Origin of the sequence: Bradyrhizobium sp. 190 (assembly GCF_023073415.1) — a bacterium.
GTDB lineage: Bacteria > Pseudomonadota > Alphaproteobacteria > Rhizobiales > Xanthobacteraceae > Bradyrhizobium.
Window position 1 is genome coordinate 285,771 of sequence record NZ_JADPJL010000068.1, and the last position, 24,251, is coordinate 310,021.

At 62.7% G+C, this 24,251-nt stretch carries 18 protein-coding genes; 9 read left to right on the forward strand and 9 right to left on the reverse strand.

All coding sequences use genetic code 11. The features are described from left to right. Nucleotides 1–192 precede the first annotated feature (192 nt). Nucleotides 193–2,928 (forward strand): DNA mismatch repair protein MutS, encoded by a 2,736-nt coding sequence (gene mutS, locus IVB22_RS36440; protein WP_247521960.1) that lies wholly within the window; start codon nt 193–195, stop codon nt 2,926–2,928. A gap of 89 nt (nt 2,929–3,017) precedes the next feature. On the opposite strand, the gene IVB22_RS36445 is transcribed toward mutS, so the two are convergent. Beyond that, entirely contained in the window at nt 3,018–3,821 is an 804-nt protein-coding gene (locus IVB22_RS36445) for a hypothetical protein (RefSeq protein WP_247521961.1), read from the reverse strand. Nucleotides 3,822–4,003: 182 nt separating this feature from the next. After that, nucleotides 4,004–4,513 (reverse strand): OsmC family protein, encoded by a 510-nt coding sequence (locus tag IVB22_RS36450; protein ID WP_247521962.1) that lies wholly within the window; start codon nt 4,511–4,513, stop codon nt 4,004–4,006. A gap of 209 nt (nt 4,514–4,722) precedes the next feature. Between IVB22_RS36450 and IVB22_RS36455 the strand changes: the two genes are divergently transcribed. After that, the gene (locus IVB22_RS36455; RefSeq protein WP_247521963.1) at nt 4,723–7,518 is read left to right on the forward strand and encodes a [protein-PII] uridylyltransferase; all 2,796 of its coding nucleotides are present in this window, start codon (nt 4,723–4,725) and stop codon (nt 7,516–7,518) included. Between the two features lie 656 nt (nt 7,519–8,174). Here IVB22_RS36455 and IVB22_RS36460 read toward each other — a convergent pair. After that, nucleotides 8,175–8,444 carry a hypothetical protein gene (locus IVB22_RS36460; protein ID WP_247521964.1) on the reverse strand — a complete coding sequence of 90 codons (270 nt, stop codon included), beginning with the start codon at nt 8,442–8,444 and terminating at the stop codon, nt 8,175–8,177. Between the two features lie 427 nt (nt 8,445–8,871). On the opposite strand from IVB22_RS36460, the gene IVB22_RS36465 reads away from it, so the two are divergent. From IVB22_RS36465 to IVB22_RS36475, 3 genes are all read left to right on the forward strand, one after another. After that, the gene (locus tag IVB22_RS36465) at nt 8,872–10,650 is read left to right on the forward strand and encodes a PAS domain S-box protein (RefSeq protein ID WP_247521965.1); all 1,779 of its coding nucleotides are present in this window, start codon (nt 8,872–8,874) and stop codon (nt 10,648–10,650) included. Next, nucleotides 10,647–11,318, forward strand: coding sequence for a response regulator transcription factor (locus IVB22_RS36470; protein WP_247521966.1), 672 nt, complete (start codon nt 10,647–10,649; stop codon nt 11,316–11,318). Before IVB22_RS36465 ends, IVB22_RS36470 begins: the two co-directional genes overlap by 4 nt. Before the next feature lie 93 nt (nt 11,319–11,411). Continuing rightward, nucleotides 11,412–11,801, forward strand: a complete 390-nt coding sequence (locus IVB22_RS36475) for a response regulator transcription factor (protein ID WP_247521967.1) — start codon at nt 11,412–11,414, stop codon at nt 11,799–11,801. A gap of 675 nt (nt 11,802–12,476) precedes the next feature. Here IVB22_RS36475 and IVB22_RS36480 read toward each other — a convergent pair. Next, nucleotides 12,477–13,049, reverse strand: a complete 573-nt coding sequence (locus IVB22_RS36480) for a methylated-DNA--[protein]-cysteine S-methyltransferase (RefSeq protein ID WP_374207833.1) — start codon at nt 13,047–13,049, stop codon at nt 12,477–12,479. A gap of 92 nt (nt 13,050–13,141) precedes the next feature. On the opposite strand from IVB22_RS36480, the gene IVB22_RS36485 reads away from it, so the two are divergent. The 3 genes from IVB22_RS36485 (at nt 13,142) to IVB22_RS36495 (ending at nt 16,377) form a co-directional block, all read left to right on the forward strand. Beyond that, nucleotides 13,142–13,504, forward strand: coding sequence for a DUF1304 domain-containing protein (locus IVB22_RS36485; RefSeq protein WP_247521968.1), 363 nt, complete (start codon nt 13,142–13,144; stop codon nt 13,502–13,504). Between the two features lie 130 nt (nt 13,505–13,634). Then, a complete protein-coding gene (locus tag IVB22_RS36490) occupies nt 13,635–14,861 on the forward strand; it encodes an ABC transporter substrate-binding protein (RefSeq protein WP_247521969.1) in 1,227 nt (408 codons plus the stop codon). A 289-nt stretch (nt 14,862–15,150) separates the two neighbouring features. Continuing rightward, nucleotides 15,151–16,377, forward strand: a complete 1,227-nt coding sequence (locus tag IVB22_RS36495; RefSeq protein ID WP_247521970.1) for an ABC transporter substrate-binding protein — start codon at nt 15,151–15,153, stop codon at nt 16,375–16,377. Nucleotides 16,378–16,453: 76 nt separating this feature from the next. On the opposite strand, the gene IVB22_RS36500 is transcribed toward IVB22_RS36495, so the two are convergent. After that, complete coding sequence (locus IVB22_RS36500; protein WP_247521971.1) at nt 16,454–16,879, reverse strand: DUF1330 domain-containing protein; 426 nt, start codon at nt 16,877–16,879, stop codon at nt 16,454–16,456. A gap of 145 nt (nt 16,880–17,024) precedes the next feature. On the opposite strand from IVB22_RS36500, the gene IVB22_RS36505 reads away from it, so the two are divergent. Continuing rightward, a complete protein-coding gene (locus tag IVB22_RS36505) occupies nt 17,025–19,244 on the forward strand; it encodes a penicillin-binding protein 1A (protein WP_247521972.1) in 2,220 nt (739 codons plus the stop codon). Between the two features lie 206 nt (nt 19,245–19,450). Here IVB22_RS36505 and IVB22_RS36510 read toward each other — a convergent pair whose 3' ends face one another. The 4 genes from IVB22_RS36510 to IVB22_RS36525 all read right to left on the reverse strand — a co-directional run bounded on the left by IVB22_RS36510 (nt 19,451) and on the right by IVB22_RS36525 (nt 24,126). Next, entirely contained in the window at nt 19,451–20,341 is an 891-nt protein-coding gene (locus IVB22_RS36510) for a L,D-transpeptidase (protein WP_247521973.1), read from the reverse strand. 18 nt (nt 20,342–20,359) lie between these two features. Continuing rightward, nucleotides 20,360–21,394, reverse strand: a complete 1,035-nt coding sequence (locus IVB22_RS36515) for an amino acid ABC transporter substrate-binding protein (RefSeq protein WP_247521974.1) — start codon at nt 21,392–21,394, stop codon at nt 20,360–20,362. A 314-nt stretch (nt 21,395–21,708) separates the two neighbouring features. After that, the gene (locus tag IVB22_RS36520; RefSeq protein WP_374207818.1) at nt 21,709–22,530 is read right to left on the reverse strand and encodes a M48 family metallopeptidase; all 822 of its coding nucleotides are present in this window, start codon (nt 22,528–22,530) and stop codon (nt 21,709–21,711) included. A 225-nt stretch (nt 22,531–22,755) separates the two neighbouring features. Next, entirely contained in the window at nt 22,756–24,126 is a 1,371-nt protein-coding gene (locus tag IVB22_RS36525) for a polyhydroxyalkanoate depolymerase (RefSeq protein ID WP_247521975.1), read from the reverse strand. Nucleotides 24,127–24,251: the final 125 nt, after the last annotated feature.

A 24,251-nucleotide genomic window follows, 5' to 3' on the forward strand; every position in this document is an offset into this window, starting at 1 on the left:
ATGCCCTCAACGCTGACGTGATGAACCGGAGGGCGGTCGCCGTGGAAAAACTCTGACAACGCAGGTAAGGGAATAGGACCGGACGACGAAATTTTGTAGTTTGCCGCCCCTGGAGCCTCGGCCGGCTCCAGCTTCTCGCTTTGACGCGTTTTCTTCACGCGAACCGGTACCACTTCACTTGAAAACGCTCTGATGACGATCCAGCAATCCATCCCCGCCCCTGCGCCCCCCGAAGCCGCGCCTGCCGCTGATGCAAGTTCGCGCGTCACGCCGATGATGGAACAATACTTGGAGATCAAGGCCGCCCATCCCGGGCTCTTGCTGTTCTACCGGATGGGCGATTTCTACGAGCTGTTCTTCGAGGACGCCGAGATTGCCTCCAGGACGCTCGGCATCGTGCTGACCAAGCGCGGCAAGCATCAGGGCATTGATATCCCGATGTGCGGCGTGCCGGTGGAGCGCTCCGAGGATTATCTGCACCGGCTGATCAACGCCGGCCACCGCGTTGCGGTGTGCGAGCAGACCGAGAATCCCGCCGCGGCGCGCGCCCGCGGCAACAAGAGCGTGGTGGCCCGCGGCGTGGTCCGGCTGGTGACGCCGGGCACGCTGACCGAAGACACGCTGCTCGATGCGCGCACCAACAACTATCTGCTGGCGATCGCGCGCGCCCGCGCCTCCTCCGGCGGCGACCGCATCGGGCTTGCCTGGATCGACATTTCGACGTCCGAGTTCATGGTCACGGAATGCGCGACCGCGGAACTGGCGGCGACGCTGGCGCGAATCAATCCGAACGAGGCCATCGTCACCGACGCGCTCTACGGCGACGCCGATCTCGGCCCGCTGCTGCGCGAATTGCCGTCAGTGACGCCGTTGACCCGCGACGTCTTCGACAGCGCCACCGCGGAACGGCGGCTGTGCGACTATTTCGCGGTCGCGACCATGGATGGCCTGTCCGCGATGTCGCGGCTGGAGGCAACCGCGGCGGCCGCCGCCGTCACCTATATCGACCGCACGCAGGTCGGGAAGCGTCCGCCGCTGTCGCCGCCCTCGCGCGAGGCCGCCGGCACCACGATGGCGATCGACCCCGCGACCCGCGCCAACCTCGAACTGACCCGCACGCTGGCGGGCGAGCGGCGCGGATCGCTGCTCGACGCGATCGATTGCACGGTCACCGCCGCCGGCTCGCGGCTATTGGCGCAACGCCTCGCCGCGCCACTCACGGATAGCGCGGGAATTGCACGGCGGCTGGATGCGATTGCGGCCTTTGTCGCCGATAGCGCGGCGCGCGACGATATCAGAACAACGCTGCGCGCCGCGCCCGACATGTCGCGCGCCTTGGCGCGGCTGTCGGTCGGACGCGGCGGCCCGCGCGACCTTGCCGGCCTGCGCGATGGCATCCTCGCCGCCGACCAGGCACTGGCGCGGCTCGCGCAACTGGAGGCGCCGCCGCCGGAAATCATCGCCGTGATGGAGGCACTGCGCCGTCCCTCGCGCGCCCTCGCCCGCGAATTCGAACGCGCGCTCGCCGAGCAACTGCCGCTGATCAAGCGCGACGGCGGCTTCATCCGCGAGAACTATGAACCCGCGCTCGACGAGAGCCGTAACCTGCGCGACGCCTCCCGCCTTGTCGTCGCTGCGATGCAGGCGCGCTATGCGGATGACACCGGCATCAAGGCGCTGAAGATCCGCCACAACAACGTGCTCGGCTATTTCGTCGAGGTCACGGCGCAGCATGGCGACAAGCTGATGGCGCCACCCTTGAATGCGACCTTCATCCATCGCCAGACGCTGGCGGGGCAGGTTCGCTTCACCACGTCCGAACTCGGCGAGATCGAGGCCAAGATCGCCAATGCCGGCGATCGCGCGCTGAATCTTGAACTGGAAATTTTTGAGCGACTCTGCGCGATGGCGCTCGCCGCCAGCGACGATTTACGCGCCGCGGCGCACGCGTTTGCGCTGCTCGATGTCGCGACCGCGCTCGCAAAACTCGCGGTCGACGACAATTACGTGCGGCCCGAGGTCGATGGCTCGCTCGGCTTCGCGGTCGAAGGCGGCCGGCATCCCGTGGTCGAACAGGCGTTGAAGCGCAACGGCCAGCCGTTCATTGCGAACGCCTGCGATCTCTCACCGGGGCCTGCGCAGAAGTCCGGCCAGATCTGGCTGATCACCGGCCCCAACATGGCGGGCAAATCGACCTTCCTGCGGCAGAACGCGCTGATCGCGCTGATGGCGCAGATCGGTTCCTACGTGCCGGCATCGCGCGCGCGCATCGGCGTCGTCGATCGGCTGTTCTCACGCGTCGGCGCGGCCGATGATCTCGCGCGCGGCCGTTCCACCTTCATGGTCGAAATGGTCGAGACCGCCGTCATCCTCAACCAGGCCAGCGAACGCTCGCTGGTGATCCTGGATGAAATCGGCCGTGGGACTGCGACCTTCGACGGCCTGTCGATCGCGTGGGCTGCGATCGAGCATCTGCATGAAGCCAACCGCTGCCGCGCGCTGTTCGCCACACATTATCATGAGCTGACCGCGCTCTCCGCCAAACTGCCGCGGATGTTCAACGCCACCGTGCGCGTCAAGGAGTGGCAGGGCGACGTCGTGTTCCTGCACGAGGTGCTGCCCGGCTCGGCCGACCGCTCCTACGGCATCCAGGTCGCGAAGCTCGCTGGCCTCCCGCCAGCGGTGATCACGCGCGCCAAGTCGGTGCTGGCGAAGCTCGAAGCCCAGGACCGCGGCCAGACCGCCCGCGCGCTCGCCGACGACCTGCCGCTGTTCGCCGTCCCCTCCCGCGCCGCCGCGGAAGCCGCGCCACCGAGCGAGGCGGAGCAAATGATGGAAGCCGTGAAGGCGCTGCATCCCGACGAGATGTCCCCGCGCGAGGCGTTGGAGGCGCTGTATGCGCTGAAGGCGAAATTGCCGAAGGGGTAACGAGACCGTAGCCCGGATGAAGCGCAGCGCAATCCGGGAATCTCGCCAGCGGATCGGCCGACCCCGGATTTCGCTGCGCTTCATCCGGGCTACAGGAGTCGGCGCGCGGCCTTCCGTCGCCCGAGCCACCACAGGCCGAGATTCCACCCGACGCAGGTGGCCAGCGCCAGACTCAGCCCGATCGCCGAACCGAACTGCAACGCGGCGACATGCAGCACCGCAATCGCGATGCCGAGGCCGATCAAGCCCCAGGCGCTGTTGGCGAGCACGGCGGCGGTCGGCGGGCCGCCGATGCGCGGATGCAGGATCAGCATCATCGAGGTGAACACGATCGGGAACAGCGCGATCATGCCGCTGACTTTGGGGCCGACCCAGCTCGATGTGGTGACCACCGTCGCCACCAGCGTTGCGACCAGCGATGCGCGCAGCGGGATGTCGTACCAGCGGCGTCTGATCGGCGGCATTTTGGCGTGGCGATAGCGGGCGAGCAGCGGGACGCAGATGGCAAATGCAATAGCGTTCACGATGAGGCCGCCGATCAGCGACCATTGCACGGAGCGGATGATGGCGGCGAGCGCGAGCCATACGGCGACGGCCGAAAGGCAACTGAGCAGCGCGCCATGGCGCTGCGCCAGCACGACATAGGTCAGCCCGAGGAAGATCGTCGCGGCGTTGATCGGCAGGCTTGCCAGCGCGCCCTCGGCGATGAAGGCCGCGTCATGATCGAGCGCGAGGAACACGTAGGAGGGCCCGGCCGAGATCGGCAGCGTCGCGATCAGCGCGCCGATCACCGGGCCCGAGCGCTCGGTGACGATGGAAGCGGTCACCACGAACGCCGCAGTGATCGCCATGCGCAGGCCAAGCGTAAGGATGAAGGCGAGTTCGGGGGACATTCAGCATTCTCTCACCCTCCCCTGGAGGGGGAGGGTCGGCTTGCATGAGCGTAGCGAAATGCAAGACGGGGTGGGGTGATCTCTCAACTCGGGCACTGTTGGAGGTGGAGAGACCTTCACCCCGCCCCGCCGCGCGTTACACGCGCGTCGACCCTCCCCCTCCAGGGGAGGGTGTCACCTCATCACACCCGCTTCATCGATACCGAAATTTTCGGGCCGTTCCTGATGGTCTGGTAGACGACGCAATAGCGCTCGGTGAGTTTCAACAGCAGGTCGAGCTTGTCCTGCGGCGCGTCGGTGCCGATCTCGAAGCGCAGGCGGATTTCCTCGAAGCCGACCGGGGCTTCCTTGTCGACGCCGAGCGTACCGCGAAAATCGAGGTCGCCCTCGGCGATGACGGTGCCGCTTTTGAGCGGCACTTCGACAGCGGTGGCGACCGACTTCAACGTGACTCCGGCGCAGGCGACCAGCGCTTCCAGCAGCATATCGCCGGAGCAGAGCTCCAGGCCTGAGCCGCCGGTGGCGGGGTGCAGGCCGGCTACCGCCAGCGCGCGGCCGGTCTCGACCTTGCAGGCGATGCCTTCATTGTCGATCGAGCCCTTGGCCTTCAGTGTAATGACCGCGGCCGAGGGGTCCGACTTGTAGCGTTCCTTGATCGGGGCCTGCATCGCGCGAAGTTCGGCGGCGTCCATTTTGTTCTCCCGACTTTTGTTTGTGCATCGGATATAATGGGCTATCGGCGCGCTGTCATCACGGTCCTCCGCGGCCGACCCATGCGGCATGGGAAATCCACGCTTTTCCAACAGGTTATGGCTGGCATTCTAGCACGCGGCGGCATAGCTTTGATTTGACCTACAATCGCCCGTGACAGCCCCTGCGCCGTCCGATATCGGGATAGATCATGGATAGCGTCGTGACCGAGGACCGCTCCGGGGCGGATGAACGTTTCGATACCGCGCGGATCACCGCGGCGGTCGATGTCCTGGCCGAAAAACATGCCGGCCGCGAAGACGTGTTTCGCTCGGCGCTGGCGCAATTGCTCAAGGCCGAGATGATCGCGGCGCGCGCGACCGCGCAGGCCGTACTGCTGAAGGATCGCCACGGCCGCCGCTGCGCGGAGCGGCTGTGCTTCATGCAGGACGAAATCATCCGCATCCTCTACTCCGCCGCCACACGGCATCTCTATCGCTCGCATGTGCCCTCCGGCGCCGAGCGCATGGCCGTGGTCGCCACCGGCGGTTACGGACGCGGCCTGATGGCGCCGGAATCCGACATCGATCTGTTGTTCATCCTGCCCTACAAGCAGACCGCCTGGGGCGAGCAGGTCGCCGAAGCCATTCTCTATTGCCTGTGGGACCTGGGACTGAAGGTCGGCCACGCCACGCGCTCGGTCGACGAATGTATCCGCCAGGCGCGGGGCGACATGACGATCCGCACCGCGATCCTGGAGACGCGATTCTTGACCGGCGACCAACCGCTCTATGACGAACTGGTCGCGCGGTTCGACAAGGATGTGGTGCAGGGCACCGCTTCCGAATTCGTCACCGCCAAACTCGCCGAGCGCGAAGAACGCCACCGCCGCGCCGGCCAATCGCGCTACCTGGTCGAGCCCAACGTCAAGGACGGCAAGGGCGGATTGCGCGACCTGCACACGCTGTTCTGGATCGCCAAATACGTCTACCGCGTGCGCGAGACCGATGAACTGGTCGAACGCGGCGTGTTCGACGCGCAGGAGTACCGCACCTTCCGACGCTGCGCCGACTTCCTGTGGTCGGTGCGCTGCAACCTGCATTTCGTCTCGGGGCGCGCCGAAGAGCGGCTGTCGTTCGACATGCAGCGCGAGATCGCGGTGAGGCTCGGCTACACTTCGCATCCCGGCATGCAGGATGTCGAACGCTTCATGAAGCACTACTTCCTCGTCGCCAAGGACGTCGGCGATCTGACCGCGATCCTGTGCGCCAAGCTGGAAGACGAGCAGGCCAAGCCCGCGCCGGTGCTGAGCCGCATGGTGGCGCGGCTGCGGCCGAGCACCAAGCGGCGGCGGGTACCCGACAGCGACGACTTCATCATCGACAACAACCGCATCAACCTCGCCGCGCCCGACGTCTTCAAGCACGACCCGGTCAACCTGATCCGGATCTTCCAGCTGGCGCAGAAGAACAACCTCGCCTTCCACCCCGACGCGATGCGCACGGTGACGCGCTCGCTGAAACTGGTGAACGCCCAGCTTCGCGAAAATCCGGAAGCCAACCGGCTGTTCATGGAGATCCTGACGTCCGATAACGCCGAGACCGTGCTGCGGCGCATGAACGAGACCGGCGTGCTCGGTCACTTCATCCGCGCCTTCGGCAAGATCGTGTCGATGATGCAGTTCAACATGTACCACCACTACACGGTGGACGAACATCTGATCCGCTGCATCGGCTTCCTGCAGGAGATCGAGCGCGGCGGCAATGACGAGTTCACGGTTGCCAGCGACCTGTTCCGCAAGATCCAGCCCGAGCATCGAGCGGTGATTTACATCGCAACCCTGCTGCACGACGTCGCCAAGGGCCGCCCGGAAGATCATTCGATTGCAGGCGCCAGGGTGGCGCGGCGATTGTGCCCGCGGCTCGGCTTCAACACCGCCGATACCGAGCTGGTGGCATGGCTGATCGAGGAGCATCTGACGATGTCGACGGTGGCGCAGTCGCGCGACCTCTCCGACCGCAAGACGATCGAGAATTTTGCCGCCGTCGTGCAATCCGTCGAGCAGATGAAGCTTTTGACCATCCTGACCACAGCTGACATCAGGGGCGTCGGCCCCGGCGTGTGGAACGGCTGGAAGGCGCAGTTGCTGCGCACGCTGTATTACGAAACCGAGCCGGTGCTGACCGGCGGTTTCTCGGAAGTGAACCGCGCGCAGCGCATTGCGGTAGCGCAATCCGAATTCCGCGCCGCATTCACCGAATGGCCGGACGCCGAGCTCAACGCCTATATCGGGCGGCATTATCCGGCCTACTGGCTCAAGGTCGACCTGCAGCGGAAAATCCGCCAGGCGCGCTTCATCCGCGCCAGCGAGCAGGCCGGACATCAGCTCGCGATCAATGTCGGCTTCGACGAGGCGCGCGGCGTCACCGAACTGACGATACTCGCGACCGACCATCCGTGGCTGCTGTCGATCATTGCGGGCGCCTGCGCGTCCGCCGGCGCCAACATCGTCGACGCGCAGATCTACACGACCACCGACGGTCGCGCGCTCGACACCATCGCGATCTCGAGGGAGTACGACCGCGACGAGGACGAGGGACGGCGCGCCACCCGCATCGGCGAGATGATCGAGCAGGTGCTGGAAGGCAAGCTGCGGCTGCCCGAAGCGGTAGCCCGCAAGGCGGCCAACCGCGGCAAGGTGCGCGCTTTCGTGGTCGAGCCGGAGGTCACCATCAACAACCAGTGGTCGGACCGTTACACCGTGATCGAGGTTTCCGGCCTCGATCGCCCCGGCCTGTTGTATCAGCTCACCACCGCGATCTCGAAACTCAACCTCAACATTGCCTCCGCCCATGTCGCGACCTTCGGCGAACGCGCCCGCGACGTGTTCTACGTGACGGATTTGCTCGGCGCCCAGATCACCGCGCCGACCCGGCAGGCCGCGATCAAGAGCGCGCTGATTCATCTGCTCTCCAGCGAAGACAACGTCGCGCAGCCGGCGGCGTGATACGCAGTCCTGTAGGATGGGTGGAGCGAAGCGATACCCATCAATGCCGGTGCGTGTGGCGATGGGTATCGCTGCGCTCCACCCATCCTACGAATGGCATACCTTCGCGATCTCGCGGCGAATTGCGCCCGAGGTTTGTTTGAGAACTTCCCGCCTTCCTTGTCAGAGGGCGCAGGGAAGACCGGGTGCTTGCTGCACCCGCGGTCTCGCGTGCGATTTGCGCTAAAGAAAATGCACACGAGCATACAGGGCAGCGGAAACACTCCGGCCTTCCCTGCGCAATGGCTTTACGGCTTACTTCGAGCTCTCCCCGGTGAACGGCTTTCTTGCCACCGTCGCTCCACGAGGTAACCCCGTGAAACTTAGCGCCAGCACCGCGGCGTCAGGACCACACGACTTCGCCGTACGTGTCAGGCGCGTACGTCTAGCGCGCCTTCCGCGTCCATCGCATCTCACCGCACGTTCGTGACGATCGCGAGCGCCCCTCATCCGCCGTGAGACGGGCGGAGTTATGCGGCTGATTTGGCCTGCAAGTTAAGCGGAATATTTTTGCACGGAGGGCTGGACAGATTTTTGGTGATTTGCCCGTCGCGTTGCTTTGTCGCATGCACTTGAGCGAGATTGCCCTTGCATGCGAGGCAAATCACTATCGCGATCTAGTCGGTCTGTTTTGGATCGGCCCAACCCTGGAGCTCAAGAGCCGTCAGGCTCGCTGCAACGAAGGCCAGATAGTTTGCCTGGGAAACCAGAATGCCCAGGTCGAACAGAGCAAGCGTGGTTTCCCACAGCTTCTCTCTCGGCGCGTCGATGGCTCGCTTGCCTCCGTCGATGACGGACAACCGGAAGCCGCGCCCGCGCCTCCGATGCATTGCTTCGGGTTCGATGTCATCGGAGCAACAGATCAAGTGCAGGCGTGCTTTCGGCATATCAATCCCCAAATTTGCGGTCGGCGAGCGCGGGCTACGGGTTTGACAACTGCAACGAGACGTTTGCGTTCGGCGAGACGTCCGGTTGAAGGTCTCGCGTAAAGGCCTTTCCCGCAGGGCAATTTTTTAGAAAGTATGTGCCATCGGGTTACCCGATAAGCTTCATCATTGGAACAAAACGAACCATTGAACGGAGGTTGATCCACACATTACATTCGGTTGGCAGGATCATACCTAGGTTTGGGATCGCGATCCGGCCCACGGCGGGTGATGGGCACTCCCGGGAGGCGCATCGACGCACGCAGGGAACGCCTGGATCTTTATACCCATCCGAACGTCCAAAAGCTGCTAGTATGCGGCCTGTTAGGAGGGCGACGTTGTCGCCGCTGATGATGGTGATCACCTAGCGACGCAGCGCCGGCCCGGGATGGCCAAGCCTTTTGTGCTGCCTATGATGCGTAACCAGACGATAAAATCTTGGCGCTCGGCCGAGCAATGGCTGCTGGGCAGCATGGTGCTGGCGTTGGCTGCGGCGGCTTTCATCTGGCTTGTTCTCGGCCCCGCACCGGCGGCCCCGGCCTATTCGACTGCCGTCGTACTGCTCATCGCCTCGCTTCTCGCCTCCCTGATCATGATGCGCCGGGTGGGCAGTACCCGCAGGCAGATGGAAGCCGTGCTCCACGGCCGGGCGAGAGCCGAACAACGCGCGACAGAAGCGCTGCGTCATAGCGAAGCGCAATGGAAGGAGGTATTCGAGCACAACCCGGTGATGTATTTCATGGTCGACGCGTCCGGCACCGTCCTGTCCGTCAACACATTCGGCGCTGCACAACTTGGCTATTCCGTCAGCGAATTGCTTGGGCAATCCGTGTTGAAAGTCTTTCCCGCCGAAGAGCAACATGTGGCTCAGAGCAACGTTGCCATATGCCTGAAAAATATCGGCCAAACCCACAGTTGGGAGATCTGCAAGGTTCGCAAGGACGGTTCGTCGCTCTGGGTTCGTGAAAACGCCAAGGCCGTGCGGCGGCTGGACAATCAACTGATCGTCCTGATCGCATGCGAGGACGTCACCGAACGCAAGGAGGCTGAAAATGCCTTGCGGCAGAGTGAAATGTATCTGGCCGAAGCCCAGCGATTGAGCCGCACCGGCAGCTTCGGCTGGCGCGTCGCCAGCGGCGAACTCATTTGGTCGGAGGAAACATTCAGAATATTTGGCTACGACAAGGCCCCCTCCATCAAACACGCCACGGTTTTTCAGCGCGTTCATCCAGACGATCGTGCGCGGGTGGAACAGACCATCGACCGCGCATCCCGCGACGGAAAGGACTTCGCGCACGGATATCGATTGCTGATGCCCGACGGCTCGGTCAAACATGTCCATGCCACCGCGCATGCTGTAACAGATGCGTCGGGCGAGATCGAACTTGTCGGAGCGGTGACTGATATCACCTCCCGCAAGCGAGCCGAAGTGGAATTGCATGAAGCGCTGGCGAACCTCGCGCATGTCACGCGCGTGACTGCGCTGGGCGAGCTCGCCGCGTCGATCGCCCATGAAGTGAATCAGCCGCTCGCCGCCGTCGTCACCAATGCCGCCGCATGCCTGCGCTGGCTCGACCGCGAGCCTGCCAACCTGAAAGAAGCGCGCAGCACCCTGCAATCGATCGTCGCGGACGGTAATCGGGCGGGCGAAGTGATCCAGCGCGTCCGTGCGCTCGTGGACAAGACTGCCGATCAGAAGGCGCCGCTCCAGATCAATGACGTCGTCAACGAGGTCATCAGCCTCGTGCAGCATGAGCTGTTCAGCCACCGGGTGGCGCTGCGGCTGGAACTTGCCCCCGCCCTCCCCCTGGTCGTCGCCGACCGGATCCAGCTGCAGCAAGTCATCCTCAACCTCGTCATCAACGGGATCGAAGCGATGCAGTCGGTCAAGGACCGGCTGCGCGAGTTGGTGATCCGGACGCAACAGGATGAGACAAGCCAGGTTCTGGTTACGGTGAGCGACTGCGGCGTCGGCGTGGCCGCCGAGAATGCCGATCGGCTGTTCGATGCCTTCTTCACCACCAAGTCCAGCGGCATGGGCATGGGGTTGTCGATTTGCCGCTCGATCGTCAGTGCACACGAAGGACGGCTATCAGCCTCGGCCAATGCCGGTCCCGGCGCGACGTTTCAGTTCACCTTGCCATTGCATCAGGAGGACAATACGTGACCGGCCGCCCAGCATCGCCTTCCACCCTCGCAAGCGCCGAGGAACCGGTCGTCTACGTGATCGACGACGACGCATCGGTGCGCGTAGCACTGAGCAATCTTTTCCGGTCGGTGGGCTTGCGGGTGGAAGTGTTCGGTTCGGCTCACGAGTTTCTGCAGAGCACGCTTCCGAACGTTGCCAGCTGTCTGATCCTCGACATCAGGCTGCCCCGGTTGAGCGGCCTCGACTTTCAGGCCGAGCTGGCGAAGGCCGATATCCGCATTCCAATCATCTTCATGACGGGTCACGGCGATATCCCGATGACGGTCAGGGCGATGAAGGCCGGAGCCGTCGACTTCCTGACCAAGCCATTCCGCGACCAGGACATGCTGGATGCCGTAACCACGGCAATCGAGCGCGACCGGGTTAGCCGCGATGAAGCCAGGATGCTCTCGGGCTTGCAGGCTCGTTTCGCGACCCTGACCCCGCGGGAACGGGAGGTGATGGCTCTGGTCACGTCCGGCCTCATGAATAAGCAGATCGCCGCCGAAATCGGCATTGCCGAGATCACCGTGAAGATACACCGCGGGCACATCATGAGGAAAATGGCTGCGAAGTCGTTGCCCGATCTGGTCAGGATGGCCGAGCTACTCGGGATTGGGCCCGCATCGGGCGGGCAGCAAACCTAAGTATGATTCTCCGACCGTGATTTGCGGCGCACTCTCCCGGTATGCGGCGGCACGGCAAAGGACAGCCTCTGGTCGTCTCCAGGAAAAATCTCCTTGTCCAACCCACCAGTCATATCGATCATCGATGATGATGGCTCGGTTCGCGCCGCCACCCGGAATCTCGTCAGGTCGCTTGGCTACGTCGTCCATACATTTGCCTCGGCCGAAGATTTCCTGCGATCGCCGCACTTCAACGAAACATCGTGCGTGATAACCGATGTCAGAATGCCGGAGATGAGCGGGTTAGATCTGCAAGCCCACTTGCTGACCAAGGGCCAGACCTTTCCCTTCATTTTCGTCACGGCCTTTTCCGTCGAAGGCGATCGCGATCGGGCCCTGAAGGCGGGAGCAACCTGCTTCCTGAGCAAGCCATTCGACGGGGAGACCCTGATCGAATGCCTCGAAACCGCGCTGGCTCAGAACGGCGCGGCAGCGAGCAAATGAGCCGATCCGGCGCTGCGCGAACCATCTATACGCATGGATGATCTCGCCAAACATCTAGACAAGTTGAAGAAAAGCGGTGGCGGCGCGAGACTTCGCATTGTCGCTCCTCGAGAGAACGAGGCGACAGCAATGCATCACATTCTGATCGGCAAGTGGCAATTCCTCAGAAGGAGGTCGCCATGCATTTAGAACCGCGCTGCGCACATTGCGACAGTGAGGACCCGAAAATCATCTCTCTGCGGGATCCTGCACGTGAACGCTACTGCGGACGCTTCTGTCTCGACAAGGGTCACGAGAATTTCATTCGCTGGATACGGCGTACTAATGCGGAGGTCGCGTCATGACCAATTGTTGCGGAAATCCGGAATGCAAGCGCCCCTTCGGGCTGGTTCGGCGCAGCTGGTACTTCGAGCAATTTTGCTCGATGAAGTGCCGCGAGCTCTACAAGCGGCAGCAGGAGCGCAACCGGGCCTATTGGAAATGGCTCTATAAATGTCCTGAAGCGTCGGTCGCGGCAAGAAACTGATCCAGCCACGGGTGGAGCGGACACCCAAGGAGCCATCATGACGACAGTGTATGCGATGCTGGCGGGCGCGATACTCGCCTGGGCGCCCACGGTTCTTGTGTTCATCTATATCGTGCGGGACATGCGAAACACACGAGGCCTCGATTAAACTATGACGGGTCCTCAAGCACACCTCCCAGCCGCTTGATCGACCCGTCCCCTTTTTGAATCCGAGCGCCCTCATGCATCAACAGCCAGCGCTTGCGCTCCAGCCCACCACCGTACTTCACCAGCGAACCGTTGCCGCCGATCAGGCGGTGACAGGGCACGACCACGCTGATCGGATTCGAGCCATTGGCGTGGCCGACGGCGCGGACGGCTTTGGGCATCCGAAGCTTCGCGGCGAGCGCGCCGTAGCTCAACGTGGTGCCGGGTGGGATCTTCGGCAGCGCTTGCCAGACCTTTTGCTGGAACGGCGTGCCGGCGACACGCCATTCGATCGTAGCGAGGCGGTCGAGGTCGCCCTTGAAATAGCCGGTCAATGCGGCGCGCAGTTCGCGTGGCGCGGGCGCATTCCTCATCTCCACCACGCCATAATGCAGGCGCAGCAACTGCTTCATGCGCGGCTCATAATCCTCCCAGTCCAGCGCGCGGAGCAGGCCATCCGCATCGCTGACCAATAGCGCCGTCCCGATGGGCGTCGGCAGGCGGTCGAGGTTGAAGCTCTCTGGCATCGTCATCATTCCCTGAAAAATATCGGCGAGCGCCCCCGCATTTTTCACGCGCGCCGTGTTAGCGTCCACCCGAATTCCGCTGCCGGTTGGGGGACCGCAACATGATCTTCATCGCCAATTTTCTGGTCGCGGTGGTTGCCGCGCTGCATGTGTTCTTTCTCGTGCTGGAGATGTTTCTCTGGGACAAGCCGCTTGGCCTGAAGATCTTCCGCAACGGAATCGAGAAGGCAAGGGATTCTGCGGTGCTGGCCGCCAACCAGGGCCTGTATAACGGCTTCCTGGCCGCGGGCCTCGTCTGGGGCCTGCTCCACCCCAATCCGGGCTTCGCCTTCCAGATCAAGGTGTTCTTTCTGCTCTGCGTAATCGCGGCAGGCGCCTATGGCGCGGCGACCGTCAGCCGCCGGATTCTCTACGTGCAGGCGGCGCCCGCGGCGCTCGCTATGGTCCTGCTCTGGCTGGCGTGAGAGGCTCACCTTTCCGTCACTGCCTTGCGTTGCCGAATCCGTTCCGCCACACTCGCTGTCAACGATGACGGCTGGCCATCCGAACCGGTGACCGGACATGATCATCGGTCAACACAACGGAGGCAGCGACATGCGAAGTGGCATTCTCCATCTGCTTGCAGGCGCGGCGGTTGCGATCGCGCTATCGGCGACATCCGCAAGCGCGCAGAAGAAGTACGATACCGGCGCGAGCGATACCGAGATCAAGATCGGCCAGACTGTTCCATTCTCAGGCCCGGCTTCCGCCTATGCCGGCATCGGCAAGACGCAGGCTGCCTATATGCGGATGATCAACGAAAAGGGCGGCATCAACGGCCGCAAGGTCAACCTCATTCAGTATGACGACGCCTACTCGCCGCCGAAGGCCGTCGAGCAGGTCCGCAAGCTGGTCGAAGGCGACGAGGTGCTACTCACCTTCCAGATCATCGGCACGCCGTCGAACGCCGCCGTCCAGAAATATCTCAATTCGAAGAAGGTGCCGCAGCTACTGGCGGCGACCGGGGCATCGAAATTCACCGATCCGAAGAACTTCCCCTGGACGATGGGCTACAATCCCAACTACCAGTCCGAGGGGCGCATCTACGGGCAATATATCCTCAAGAACCATCCCAACGCCAAGATCGGTATCCTCTATCAGAACGACGATCTCGGCCGCGATTATGTCACCGGCCTGAAGGAAGCCCTCGGCGGCAAGGCGGCGACGATGATCGTCGCCGAAGCCTCCTATGAACTGACCGATCCGACCATCGACTCGCAGATCGTCAGGCTGAAGGCTGCGGGGGCCGACCTGCTCTACGACGCCTCGACGCCCAAATTTGCCGCGCAGGCGATCAAGAAGGTTGCGGACCTCGGCTGGAAGCCGGTCCACATCCTCGACATCAATGCGAGCCCGATCTCCGCTACACTCAAACCCGCGGGCCTCGATATTTCAAAGGACATCATCTCGACCAACTACGGCAAGGATCCGGGCGATCCGCAGTGGAAGGACGATGCCGGCATGAAGGCCTATTTCGCCTTCATGGACAAATATTATCCTGAAGGCGACAAGCAAAACACGGTCAACATTTACGGTTATGGGACCGCGGAACTGTTGGTGCATATCCTGCAGCAATGCGGCGACGATCTCACCCGCGAAAACATCATGAAGCAGGCAACAAGCCTGAAGAACGTTGTTGGCAGCCTGTCGCTGCCCGGAATGGTCATCAATACGTCGCCTACCGACTACCGCATCAACAAGCAGATGCAGATGATGAAATTCAACGGCGATCGCTGGGAACTGTTCGGCCCGATCATCGAGGATGCCGGACCTGCCGGTTAGCACCCTGCCCCTGATTCAAGGACAGAAGCCGTCGGCATCACCCACGATGCCGGCGGCTTTGTTTTGAGGCCCGCAACGCCGCGCGGCCGTGCATCATTTTGCGGCTGACACACGTAATGGATTCTTTTTGAGCAGACGGAACCCGACCCCGAAATTATCCGGGGTTTCGATGCCTTGCATTGCAACATGCCTTCCGCCACTATTGTGGCAGCGACGGCATCCGTGCGGCCAAATGAAGCTCGCGGTAAGATCATCGGCTCAATCAAAAACACACGAGGAACGCAGCATAATGAAGAAGAGTATTTTCCATTTGGTCACCGGGACGGCGCTCGCATTTGCGCTGTCGGTCTCGACGGCTTCCGCGCAGAAAAAATACGACACCGGCGCGACCGACACCGAGATCAAGATCGGCCAGACCAATCCATTCTCGGGCCCGGCCTCCGCCTATGCCACCATCGGCAAGACCCAGGCCGCTTATATGAAAATGATCAACGATCAGGGCGGCGTGAACGGCCGCAAGATCAACCTGATCCAGTATGACGACGCCTACTCGCCGCCCAAAGCAGTCGAGCAGGTGCGCAAGCTGGTCGAGAGCGACGAAGTGCTGCTCACGTTCCAGCTCCTCGGCACGCCCTCGAACGCGGCCGTGCAGAAATACCTCAACTCGAAGAAAGTGCCGCAGCTGTTCGCCGCGACGGGCGCCTCGAAGTTCACCGACCCGAAGAACTTCCCCTGGACGATGGGCTTCAACCCCAACTACTTCGTCGAAGGGCGCATCTACGGCCAGTACATCATCAAGGAATACCCGAACGCCAAGATCGGCGTGCTCTATCAGAACGACGACCTCGGCAAGGATTATCTGAACGGCATCAAGGCCGGCCTCGGCGACAAGGCGGCGAAGATGATCGTGGCGGAAGCTTCCTACGAAGTCGCCGATCCGACCATCGACTCGCAGATCCTCAAGATCAAGGATGCAGGCGCGGACCTATTCTTCTCGGCAACCACGCCCAAGCAGGCGGCGCAGGCCATCAAGAAGATCTACGAGCTTAACTGGAAGCCGGTGCACATCCTCGACATCAACGCCACCTCGGTCGGCGCGGTGATGAAGCCGGCGGGGCTCGAAGCCTCCAAGGGCGTGATCAGCGTCAACTACGGCAAGGATCCGCTCGATCCGACCTGGAAGGACGATCCGGGCATGAAGAAGTATTTCGAGTTTATGGCGAAGTACTATCCGGATGGTGACAAGGACTCGAGCTTCAACTCCTATGGCTACATGACCTCGCAGCTGATGATCCATGTGCTCAAGGCGTGCGGCGATAATCTGACCCGTGAGAACGTACTGAAGCAGGCCACCAACCTGAAGAACGTTCAGCTCGACCTGCTACTGCCGGGCATCTCGGCCAACACCACGCCGACCGACTACCGCGTCAACAAGCAGCTTCAGATGATGAAGTTCAACGGCGAGCGTTGGGAAATGTTCGGCCCGATTCTCGAGGACGCAGGCCCGGCGGGTTAGTCGCGGCAACCCAATCGAAACGATCGGCGGAAAGAAGCGGTCGGCGGCCCCTCGGGGCCGCCGATTTTTTTGAACGCTACTCCGGAATCTCCCCAAACGTCTTGCCGACGGGCAGCACCGCGTGCCGGATCAGGCGGGAATCCTCCACCGCGGCCTGGCGGTGCTTCACCGCTTCGCGGTAGACGGGATCGCGGATCATCTCGGCGAACGCGGCGACGCTTGGATATTCGGCGATGAAGCAGTGATCCCAGCGCTCCGCCTCGGGCCCGATCAGCATCAGCTCGAACCTGCCCTGCCAGACAATGCGGCCGCCGAGCCGTTCGAACACCGGGCCGCTTTCGCGCCCATAGGCCGCGTAGGCTTCCGCGCCGGTCGCCTTGCGGCCGTCGGGATAGGCGGCCAGCGCGCGTAAGCGAACCAGATTGAGCATGTGGATGGGACCCGGCCGGTCATTGGCCTTGAATTGCGCGAACACTTCCTTGGTCGGATCGATGTGGCCCATGCAAATTTCCCCTGAGCGCGCTGTGGTTTGCAGCCATCTTAATATGGGCCCGCCGCACCTCCTAATCCCGCATTAACCTTTCCGTAACCGTCCCTTAAACAGCCCCCGCTACCCTGCGGCGAGACGGGTGTGAACGGCGTTTGTCATGGCGTGGGGACGGAAAAAGAGCGGCGGACGCAAGGAACCGCTGTTTGGGCTTCCGGCAGCGCTCGCGGACTTGCGGCTTTCACCTGAGGATCGCATTCCAGCCGCCGTCGACGACGACAAACCGAAGAAATCAGTGCCCAGGCGCAAACACGAAGAGGACGACGACGAGCCGCCGCGCGAGCGCAAGCCGCGCGCGGCTAAAGGCGGCGCCAAGCGGCGCGCGAAATCGCGCGGCCGGTTCAGGTTCGGCCGGCTGATCTATTGGGGCGCGGTGCTCGGCCTGTGGGCGGCGATCGCGATCATCGGCGTCGTGGTCTGGGTCGGCGCGCATTTGCCGGCGATCCAGTCGCTGGAAATTCCAAAGCGTCCGCCGACGATCCAGATTGTCGGCGTCGACGGCAGCCTTCTGGCCTCGCGCGGCGAAATGGCCGGCACCAATGTCGCGCTGAAGGACCTGCCGCCGTATCTGCCGAAGGCGTTCATCGCCATCGAGGATCGCCGCTTCTATTCGCATTACGGCATCGACCCCGTCGGCATCGCGCGCGCGGCCGTCGCCAACGTCATGCATCGCGGCGTGTCGCAGGGCGGCTCGACGCTGACGCAGCAGCTCGCGAAGAACCTGTTCCTGACCCAGGAACGCACGATGGCGCGCAAGCTGCAGGAAGTGGAGCTTGCGCTGTGGCTGGAGCGCAAGCACTCCAAGAACGAAATTCTCGAGCTCTATCTCAACCGCGTCTATTTCGGTTCCGGCGCTTATGGCGTCGAGGCGGCTTCGCAGCGCTATTTCGGCAAATCGGCGAAAAACGTCACGGTCGCGGAGGCCGCGATGCTGGCCGGCCTCGTCAAGTCGCCATCGCGGCTGGCGCCGAACCGCAACCCCGAAGGCGCGGAAGCGCGCGCTCAGATCGTGCTCGCGGCGATGGCGGAAGCCAAATTCATCAGCGACGCGCAGGCCAAGGCCTCGATCGGACATCCCTCCTACAAGGTGAAGCCGGCCGGCGCCGGCACGGTCAATTACGTCGCCGACTGGATCGGCGAGGTGCTCGACGATCTCGTCGGCCAGATCGACCAGAGCATCGTGGTCGAAACCACGATCGATCCGAAGCTGCAGAGTGTCGCGGAAGCCGCCATCATCGACGAGCTCGCCGCGAAGAGCGTGAAGTTCAACGTCACCCAGGGCGCGCTGGTGGCGATGACGCCCGAGGGCGCGGTGCGAGCGATGGTAGGCGGCCGGAACTATGCCGACAGCCAGTATAACCGCGCCGTGACGGCAAAACGCCAGCCAGGCTCGGCGTTCAAACCGTTCATCTATCTGACGGCGATCGAAGGCGGCCTGACACCGGAATCGATCCGCCAGGACGCGCCGCTGGATCTCAAGGGCTGGCGGCCGGAGAACTACACCCATGAATATTTCGGCGCAGTGACGCTGACACAGGCGCTGGCGATGTCGCTCAACACGGTCGCGGTGCGGGTCGGCCTCGAAGTCGGGCCGAAGAACGTGGTGCGGACCGCGCACCGGCTCGGGATTTCATCAAAACTCGAGGCCAATCCCTCGATCGCGCTCGGCACCTCGGAAGTATCCGTCATCGAACTGGTCGGCGCCTATGCGCCGTTTGCCAACGGCGGGCTCGGCGTCTCCCCGCATGTCGTGACCAAGATCCGCACCAGTGAAGGCAAGCTGCTGTATGCGCGGCAACCCGACCGGCTCGGCCAGGTGATCGAGCCGCGCCATGTCGCGATGATGAACACGATGATGCAGGAGACGCTGCTCTCGGGCACCGCGCGCAAGGCGGAGATTCCGGGCTGGATGGCCGCCGGCAAGACCGGCACCAGCCAGGATTTCCGCGACGCCTGGTTCATCGGCTACACGGCCAACCTCGTCACCGGCGTCTGGCTCGGTAATGACGACAACTCGCCGACCAAGAAGGCGACCGGCGGCGGCCTGCCAGTGGAAGTGTGGACCCGCTTCATGCGGTCAGCCCATCAGGGCGTGGCAGTGGCGGGCTTGCCGAACTCACAGCGCGGCGGCTTCATGTCGAACCTGTTCCAGACCGCGTCGCAGACCAGCGCAGCGCCGCAGCCGGCACCGGTCCCACAGGGCGGTGGATATCGGCCAGCGCCGGCGCGAACGTCCGCGCCGCCACCCAACCCATCGGCACGCCCGGAAGCGGCAGCGGGATTGGATGGCTGGCTGGTGGACCGGCTGTTCGGGCGGTAGGCAGTTAGTAGCGGGCGAGGCTACGATCCGAATTATTCGGCGTCGTCCCTGCGAACGCAGGGACCCATACGCCGCGGCCTATCAGTGGGCGATGGTGTCGGCTATCTTCGTAACAATGGGCGACTGTGGTTATGGGTCCCTGCTTTCGCAGGGACGACGAGACATCCTAATCCTAGATCACGTAGCGATGCGGGTCGTGGAAGCGGCTAGCTGGCAAAGACGACCCGCGTTTCCACCGAAACGCGCCGGTACAAATCCTCGACGTCGTCGTTCACGAGCCGGATGCATCCGGACGCGACCAGATGGCCGATGGTCTTGGGCGAATTGGTGCCGTGAATGAGCAGCCCCGGCTTGTCCAGCAACAGCGCGCGTGCGCCGAGGAGGCTGCCGGGACGGCCGGCCGCCGCGAGCAACGCGTCAGCGTCCTTTGTGTTCGCGCCCGAAGATCGCCAATCAGGCCATTCAAGCTTGTTCATGACGCGAGACAGGCTGCCTCCCTTCAGGCATTCCTGCGCAATCCCGATCCCGTAACGGCGCGCGGAATTGTTGGCGTCGATCAGATAGAGAAAGCGGTTTTCCCGATCGACCACAATCGAGCCGGGAACGACGGTGGTGCGGTAGAACACCACTTGCCGCTGCAGCGCAAACGGCAGGACTTCGCCCGAAGAGCCGCCATCAACGCCAGGCTTCAGGTCCGCTACGACGACATCTTCTCGCCCGCGCAGCTCTTTCGGCGATGACGTCTTCACGCTGGCTGCGACGATGGCGGGGCCTTTGGTTACGACAAAGCCGTAGACCAAAGCCGACAGGGCGATGACGACAGCGACCGCGCCGGCGCCAATGACGATCGGCTTCCAGCTCCTTCCTGTCGACAATGTTTCGCTGATTGCCGCCGCAGAGCTCGCCTCCTCGGCGGCGATGTCATCCTCGATCCGCCGGACGGCGTCTTCGAGCGCGGCGGTATGAGATGCAGCGGCCTCGCGCGTGAGGTGGGATCTCGTGATAAGGCTGAAGGCATCCTTGTAAATCTGGTCGCGCGCGATGGCGTCCTTGCCTGCAACCGCCTTCATCAGCAGCGAATAATAGTCCACGGTCATGGTCTGACCCCTGAAGAACTACCTGACGGGAGGCGCGTATTGGATTCCGCCCTGGGTCCAGAGCGCGTTCAATCCGCGCGGGATGCTGAGCCTCGACTGCGTTCCAACGTTTCTCTCATAGATCTCTCCGTAATTGCCGACCGCGCGGACGGCGCGCGCGGCCCAGTCCTTCGCAACGCCCAACTGCTCGCCAAATTCGCCTTCGGTGCCGACCAGCCGCCTGATGTTGGGGTTGGGAGATTTCACCGCATCGTCGATCGTCGCCGACTTGACGCCCAGTTCCTCGGCATTGATCAGCGAATAGAGTGTCCACTTGACCAGATTGAACCACTGGTCATCGCCTTGCCGCACCGCCGGCCCGAGCGGCTCCTTTGAAATGACTTCGGGCAGGATGATATGGCTGTCGGGCGCTGACAGCTTGAGGCGCTCGGCGTAGAGCTGCGAAACGTCGCTCGTCAGCACGTCGCATTTGCGATCGTCATAGGCCTTCAAACTCTCTTCCGCGGTGCCGAGCGCCAGCACCTTCAGCGCCATGTCGTTGGCGCGGAAATAGTCCGTCAAATTCAACTCGCTGGTGGTGCCGGTCTGGGTGCAAACCGTCTTGCCGCCAAGCTGCAAGGCGGTGTCGATCCCGGCATCCCGGCGCAACAGAAAGCCCTGGCCGTCGTAATAGGCGACGCCGGTGAACATCAGGCCGAGCGAACTTTCCCGTGACATCGTCCATGTCGAGTTACGCGACAATACGTCGATCTGGCTCGACTGCAGCGCCGTGAAGCGCGCCGCCGCATCGAGCGGCATGAACGTCACCTTGGCGGGATCGCCGAAAATCGCCGCCGCCACGGCGCGGCAAATGTCGACGTCAAAGCCGGTCCACGCGTTCTTGTCGTCCATGCTGGAAAAACCCAGCAGCCCCTGGCCGACGCCGCAATTGAGCATGCCGCGCTCCTTGACCGCTTTCAGCGTCTGCGCGCCGGCGGGATGGCCGCCCGCAACGACGAAGGCCAGCAATAAGAGGAGCGGGAGGATTAGAGGCCGTTTCTTGAAATCACGCATTTGAACCTCGCGATCGGTAGCGCCTCCGCCGCCTTCAGCCGAAGGGACATCCGCAGGCTAACACAACCGGAAGGGTTCCCAATGCCTGGCCGGCTCGTGGATGGCTTGCAGATGCCGAACCCGCAAACCAATCCGTCGTCCCTGCGTTCGAACGCAGGGACCCATACGCCGCGGCCGGCGTAATGGGTACGACCGAAGACAACTTCGCTTCCGCAAGCTACGGCGATATGGCTAACGCGGGCGTCTACGACCACGCTTTCTCGATAGATCACGCGGTATGGGTCCCTGCGTTCGTTCGCAGGGACGACGAGGAACTAATCCTCGACCCCGTAACGATGCAAATCGTTGCCGTAGGTGTCGAGCCAGCGCTTGGCACGTTCGACATGGTCGCAGATACGGCCGACGACACGCCAGAACCTGGGCGAGTGGTTCATCTCGACCAGGTGCGCTACCTCATGGGCGGCGAGATAGTCCAGCACATAGGGTGGCGCGAGGATCAATCGCCAGGAATACGACAATGAGCCGGCCGAGGTGCACGATCCCCAGCGGCTGGACTGGTCGCGGATCGACACCCGCCTGACCCGCACGCCGAGATCCGCCGCATAGGCGAGCGATGCCTTGTGCAGGTCCTTGCGCGCTTCGCGCTTGAGAAAGTCGTGGACGCGCCGGTCCATGTGGTCGGCGCCGCCGGCCACGCACAGAATCTTATCGCCGCTGTCGCGGGTTTCGGTCCACACCGTGCCGCGCTCACCGGCGCGATGCACGATCCGGTGCGGCACACCGCGCAACGGTATGACAGTGCCGGCCTGAAACGGTGCGGCCTTCGGTAGACGGCCGAGACGGGCGGCGATCCAGCCGCCGTGAAGCTGCGCAAAATCCTTGGCTTCCATGATCGTGCCGCGCGGCGGCATCGTCAGGATGGCTTCGCGATCCGTTGGATGAATGCGCAAGGTGTATCGCCTCGCGCGGCGGTGCCGGCGCAGCCTGATCGCAAAGACTTGCGAGCCGTGCTTGACCAAAAGAGTCGCGGGTTCGGCGGGCCGCCGATAAAGGAGGGCGCGAGTAGCCATATCTTGGAGTCCGGGGAGCAGGAGTTCGCCCGGATTCTGCCATATCCGCCGCCAGGGAAATCGCATCTAAATCGCTCGGCGTAAAAACAAATCATTTGCCCAATATACAGGGGCTGGCAGCCAAATTACGTCTACCGGCAGGGGTTGGAACCCAAAATTTTGGCTGGAACCAGGGGTCAAAAACGGCCTCAAGAAGTGAGTCTGAACTCACCCCTTGATTCGACCGGAAATTGGAATGTTTGAATCTATTCAGCAACTTATCGGGGCATCAGAATCGATGCAGCCTGGACACTATTCGGCTGCACGGACCAACGTTGGCTTGGTTTTGGCCGCTGATATCTTCGTATCCGCCAGTGACATCACCGTGTTAGCCGCCAACATCATGAAATCGGAGATGCGCGGCACGATTTCGGAACGGAATCGCGAACCGTTGAACACTCCGTAGTGTCCAACGCCCTTTTGCACGTAATGCACGCGACGATGATCGGGAATTGCGGGGCACAGCGCGTGCGTCGCTTCGGTCTGGCCGAGCCCGGAGATGTCGTCGTTTTCGCCTTCCACTGTCATCAGCGCCACGCGCCGGATCTGCGACGGATCGACCGGCTTGCCGCGATGGGTCATCTCGCCCTTGGGCAGCGCGTGCTTGACGAAGACGAGGTCGACGGTCTGCAGATAATACTCCGCCGTCAGATCCATCACCGCGAGATATTCGTCATAGAATTCGCGGTGCTTGTCGACCATGTCGCCGTCGCCCTTCACCAGGTTGTTGAACAGGGCCTTGTGCGCGTCGGTGTGGCGATCGAGGTTCATGGTGATGAAGCCCGAGAGCTGCAAAAAGCCCGGATAGACGTCGCGCATCACGCCGGGATGCGGGAACGGCACCTTGGTGATGACATGGTTGCGGAACCATTCGATGCCGCGCTCGCCCGCAAGGTTGTTCACGGAAGTAGGATTGCGGCGGGTATCGATCGGGCCGCCCATCAGCGTCATCGACAGCGGCACGAAGGGATCGCGCGCGGCTTCCATCACGGAAACCGCCGCCACCACCGGCACCGAGGGCTGGCACACCGCGATCACATGCATGTTGCCGCCGAGCACGTGCAGCATCTCGATGACGTAATCGACATAGTCATCGAGATCGAAGCGGCCCTCGGTGAGAGGAACCATGCGCGCGTCGGACCAGTCGGTGATATAGACCTCATGCGTCGGCAGGAACGCCTCGACCGTGCCGCGCAACAGCGTCGCGTAATGGCCGGACATCGGCGCCACGATCAGCACGCGCGGATGGGGGCTGCGCAGCGGCCGGGTCAGCTTGCGATCGAAATGCAGCAGACGGCAGAACGGCTTTTCCCAGATCGAGCGGACCTCGACCGGCGTGCGGACGCCGTTGACCTCGGTGAAGTCGAGCCCCCATTCGGGCTTGCCGTAACGGCGGGTGGTGCGTTCGAATAATTCGCAGGCCGCGGCGATCGATTTGCCGAATTGGGTGTGCGACCAGGGATTCAGCGGGTTTTGAAACAGGATCTTGGTGGCGTCGGTCACGGCGCGTGCCGGGTTGAGCGACGCATGGCCCAATTCGTACATCCAGTACATCGGCGTCGTAAGCGCCGGACTGCCTTCGGCCACTAGGGGCGGTGCGCCGCCAAACTCACCAATCGGCATTTTAATTCTGACCTCTGTTTGCGCCGCAGCATAGTGCAGAATGCGTAATATTGCGTCAATGGACCGATTAGTTATGTCCACGCGCCAAAAGGCCTAAAGCCCCCGTGAATCCACGGGAAACTGTG

Bases quoted from the DNA above. Each gene is read 5' to 3' on its own strand.
- IVB22_RS36525 (WP_247521975.1), bottom strand. From the start codon at position 24,126: ATGCCGATTGGTGAGTTTGGCGGCGCACCGCCCCTAGTGGCCGAAGGC.
- IVB22_RS36520 (WP_374207818.1), bottom strand. From the start codon at position 22,530: ATGCGATTTCCCTGGCGGCGGATATGGCAGAATCCGGGCGAACTCCTG.
- IVB22_RS36480 (WP_374207833.1), bottom strand. From the start codon at position 13,049: ATGATGACGATGCCAGAGAGCTTCAACCTCGACCGCCTGCCGACGCCC.
- IVB22_RS36495 (WP_247521970.1), top strand. From the start codon at position 15,151: ATGAAGAAGAGTATTTTCCATTTGGTCACCGGGACGGCGCTCGCATTT.
- IVB22_RS36490 (WP_247521969.1), top strand. From the start codon at position 13,635: ATGCGAAGTGGCATTCTCCATCTGCTTGCAGGCGCGGCGGTTGCGATC.
- IVB22_RS36445 (WP_247521961.1), bottom strand. From the start codon at position 3,821: ATGTCCCCCGAACTCGCCTTCATCCTTACGCTTGGCCTGCGCATGGCG.
- IVB22_RS36510 (WP_247521973.1), bottom strand. From the start codon at position 20,341: ATGACCGTGGACTATTATTCGCTGCTGATGAAGGCGGTTGCAGGCAAG.
- IVB22_RS36455 (WP_247521963.1), top strand. From the start codon at position 4,723: ATGGATAGCGTCGTGACCGAGGACCGCTCCGGGGCGGATGAACGTTTC.
- IVB22_RS36515 (WP_247521974.1), bottom strand. From the start codon at position 21,394: ATGCGTGATTTCAAGAAACGGCCTCTAATCCTCCCGCTCCTCTTATTG.
- IVB22_RS36460 (WP_247521964.1), bottom strand. From the start codon at position 8,444: ATGCCGAAAGCACGCCTGCACTTGATCTGTTGCTCCGATGACATCGAA.
- IVB22_RS36505 (WP_247521972.1), top strand. From the start codon at position 17,025: ATGGCGTGGGGACGGAAAAAGAGCGGCGGACGCAAGGAACCGCTGTTT.
- IVB22_RS36450 (WP_247521962.1), bottom strand. From the start codon at position 4,513: ATGGACGCCGCCGAACTTCGCGCGATGCAGGCCCCGATCAAGGAACGC.
- IVB22_RS36485 (WP_247521968.1), top strand. From the start codon at position 13,142: ATGATCTTCATCGCCAATTTTCTGGTCGCGGTGGTTGCCGCGCTGCAT.
- mutS (WP_247521960.1), top strand. From the start codon at position 193: ATGACGATCCAGCAATCCATCCCCGCCCCTGCGCCCCCCGAAGCCGCG.
- IVB22_RS36465 (WP_247521965.1), top strand. From the start codon at position 8,872: ATGGCCAAGCCTTTTGTGCTGCCTATGATGCGTAACCAGACGATAAAA.
- IVB22_RS36500 (WP_247521971.1), bottom strand. From the start codon at position 16,879: ATGGGCCACATCGATCCGACCAAGGAAGTGTTCGCGCAATTCAAGGCC.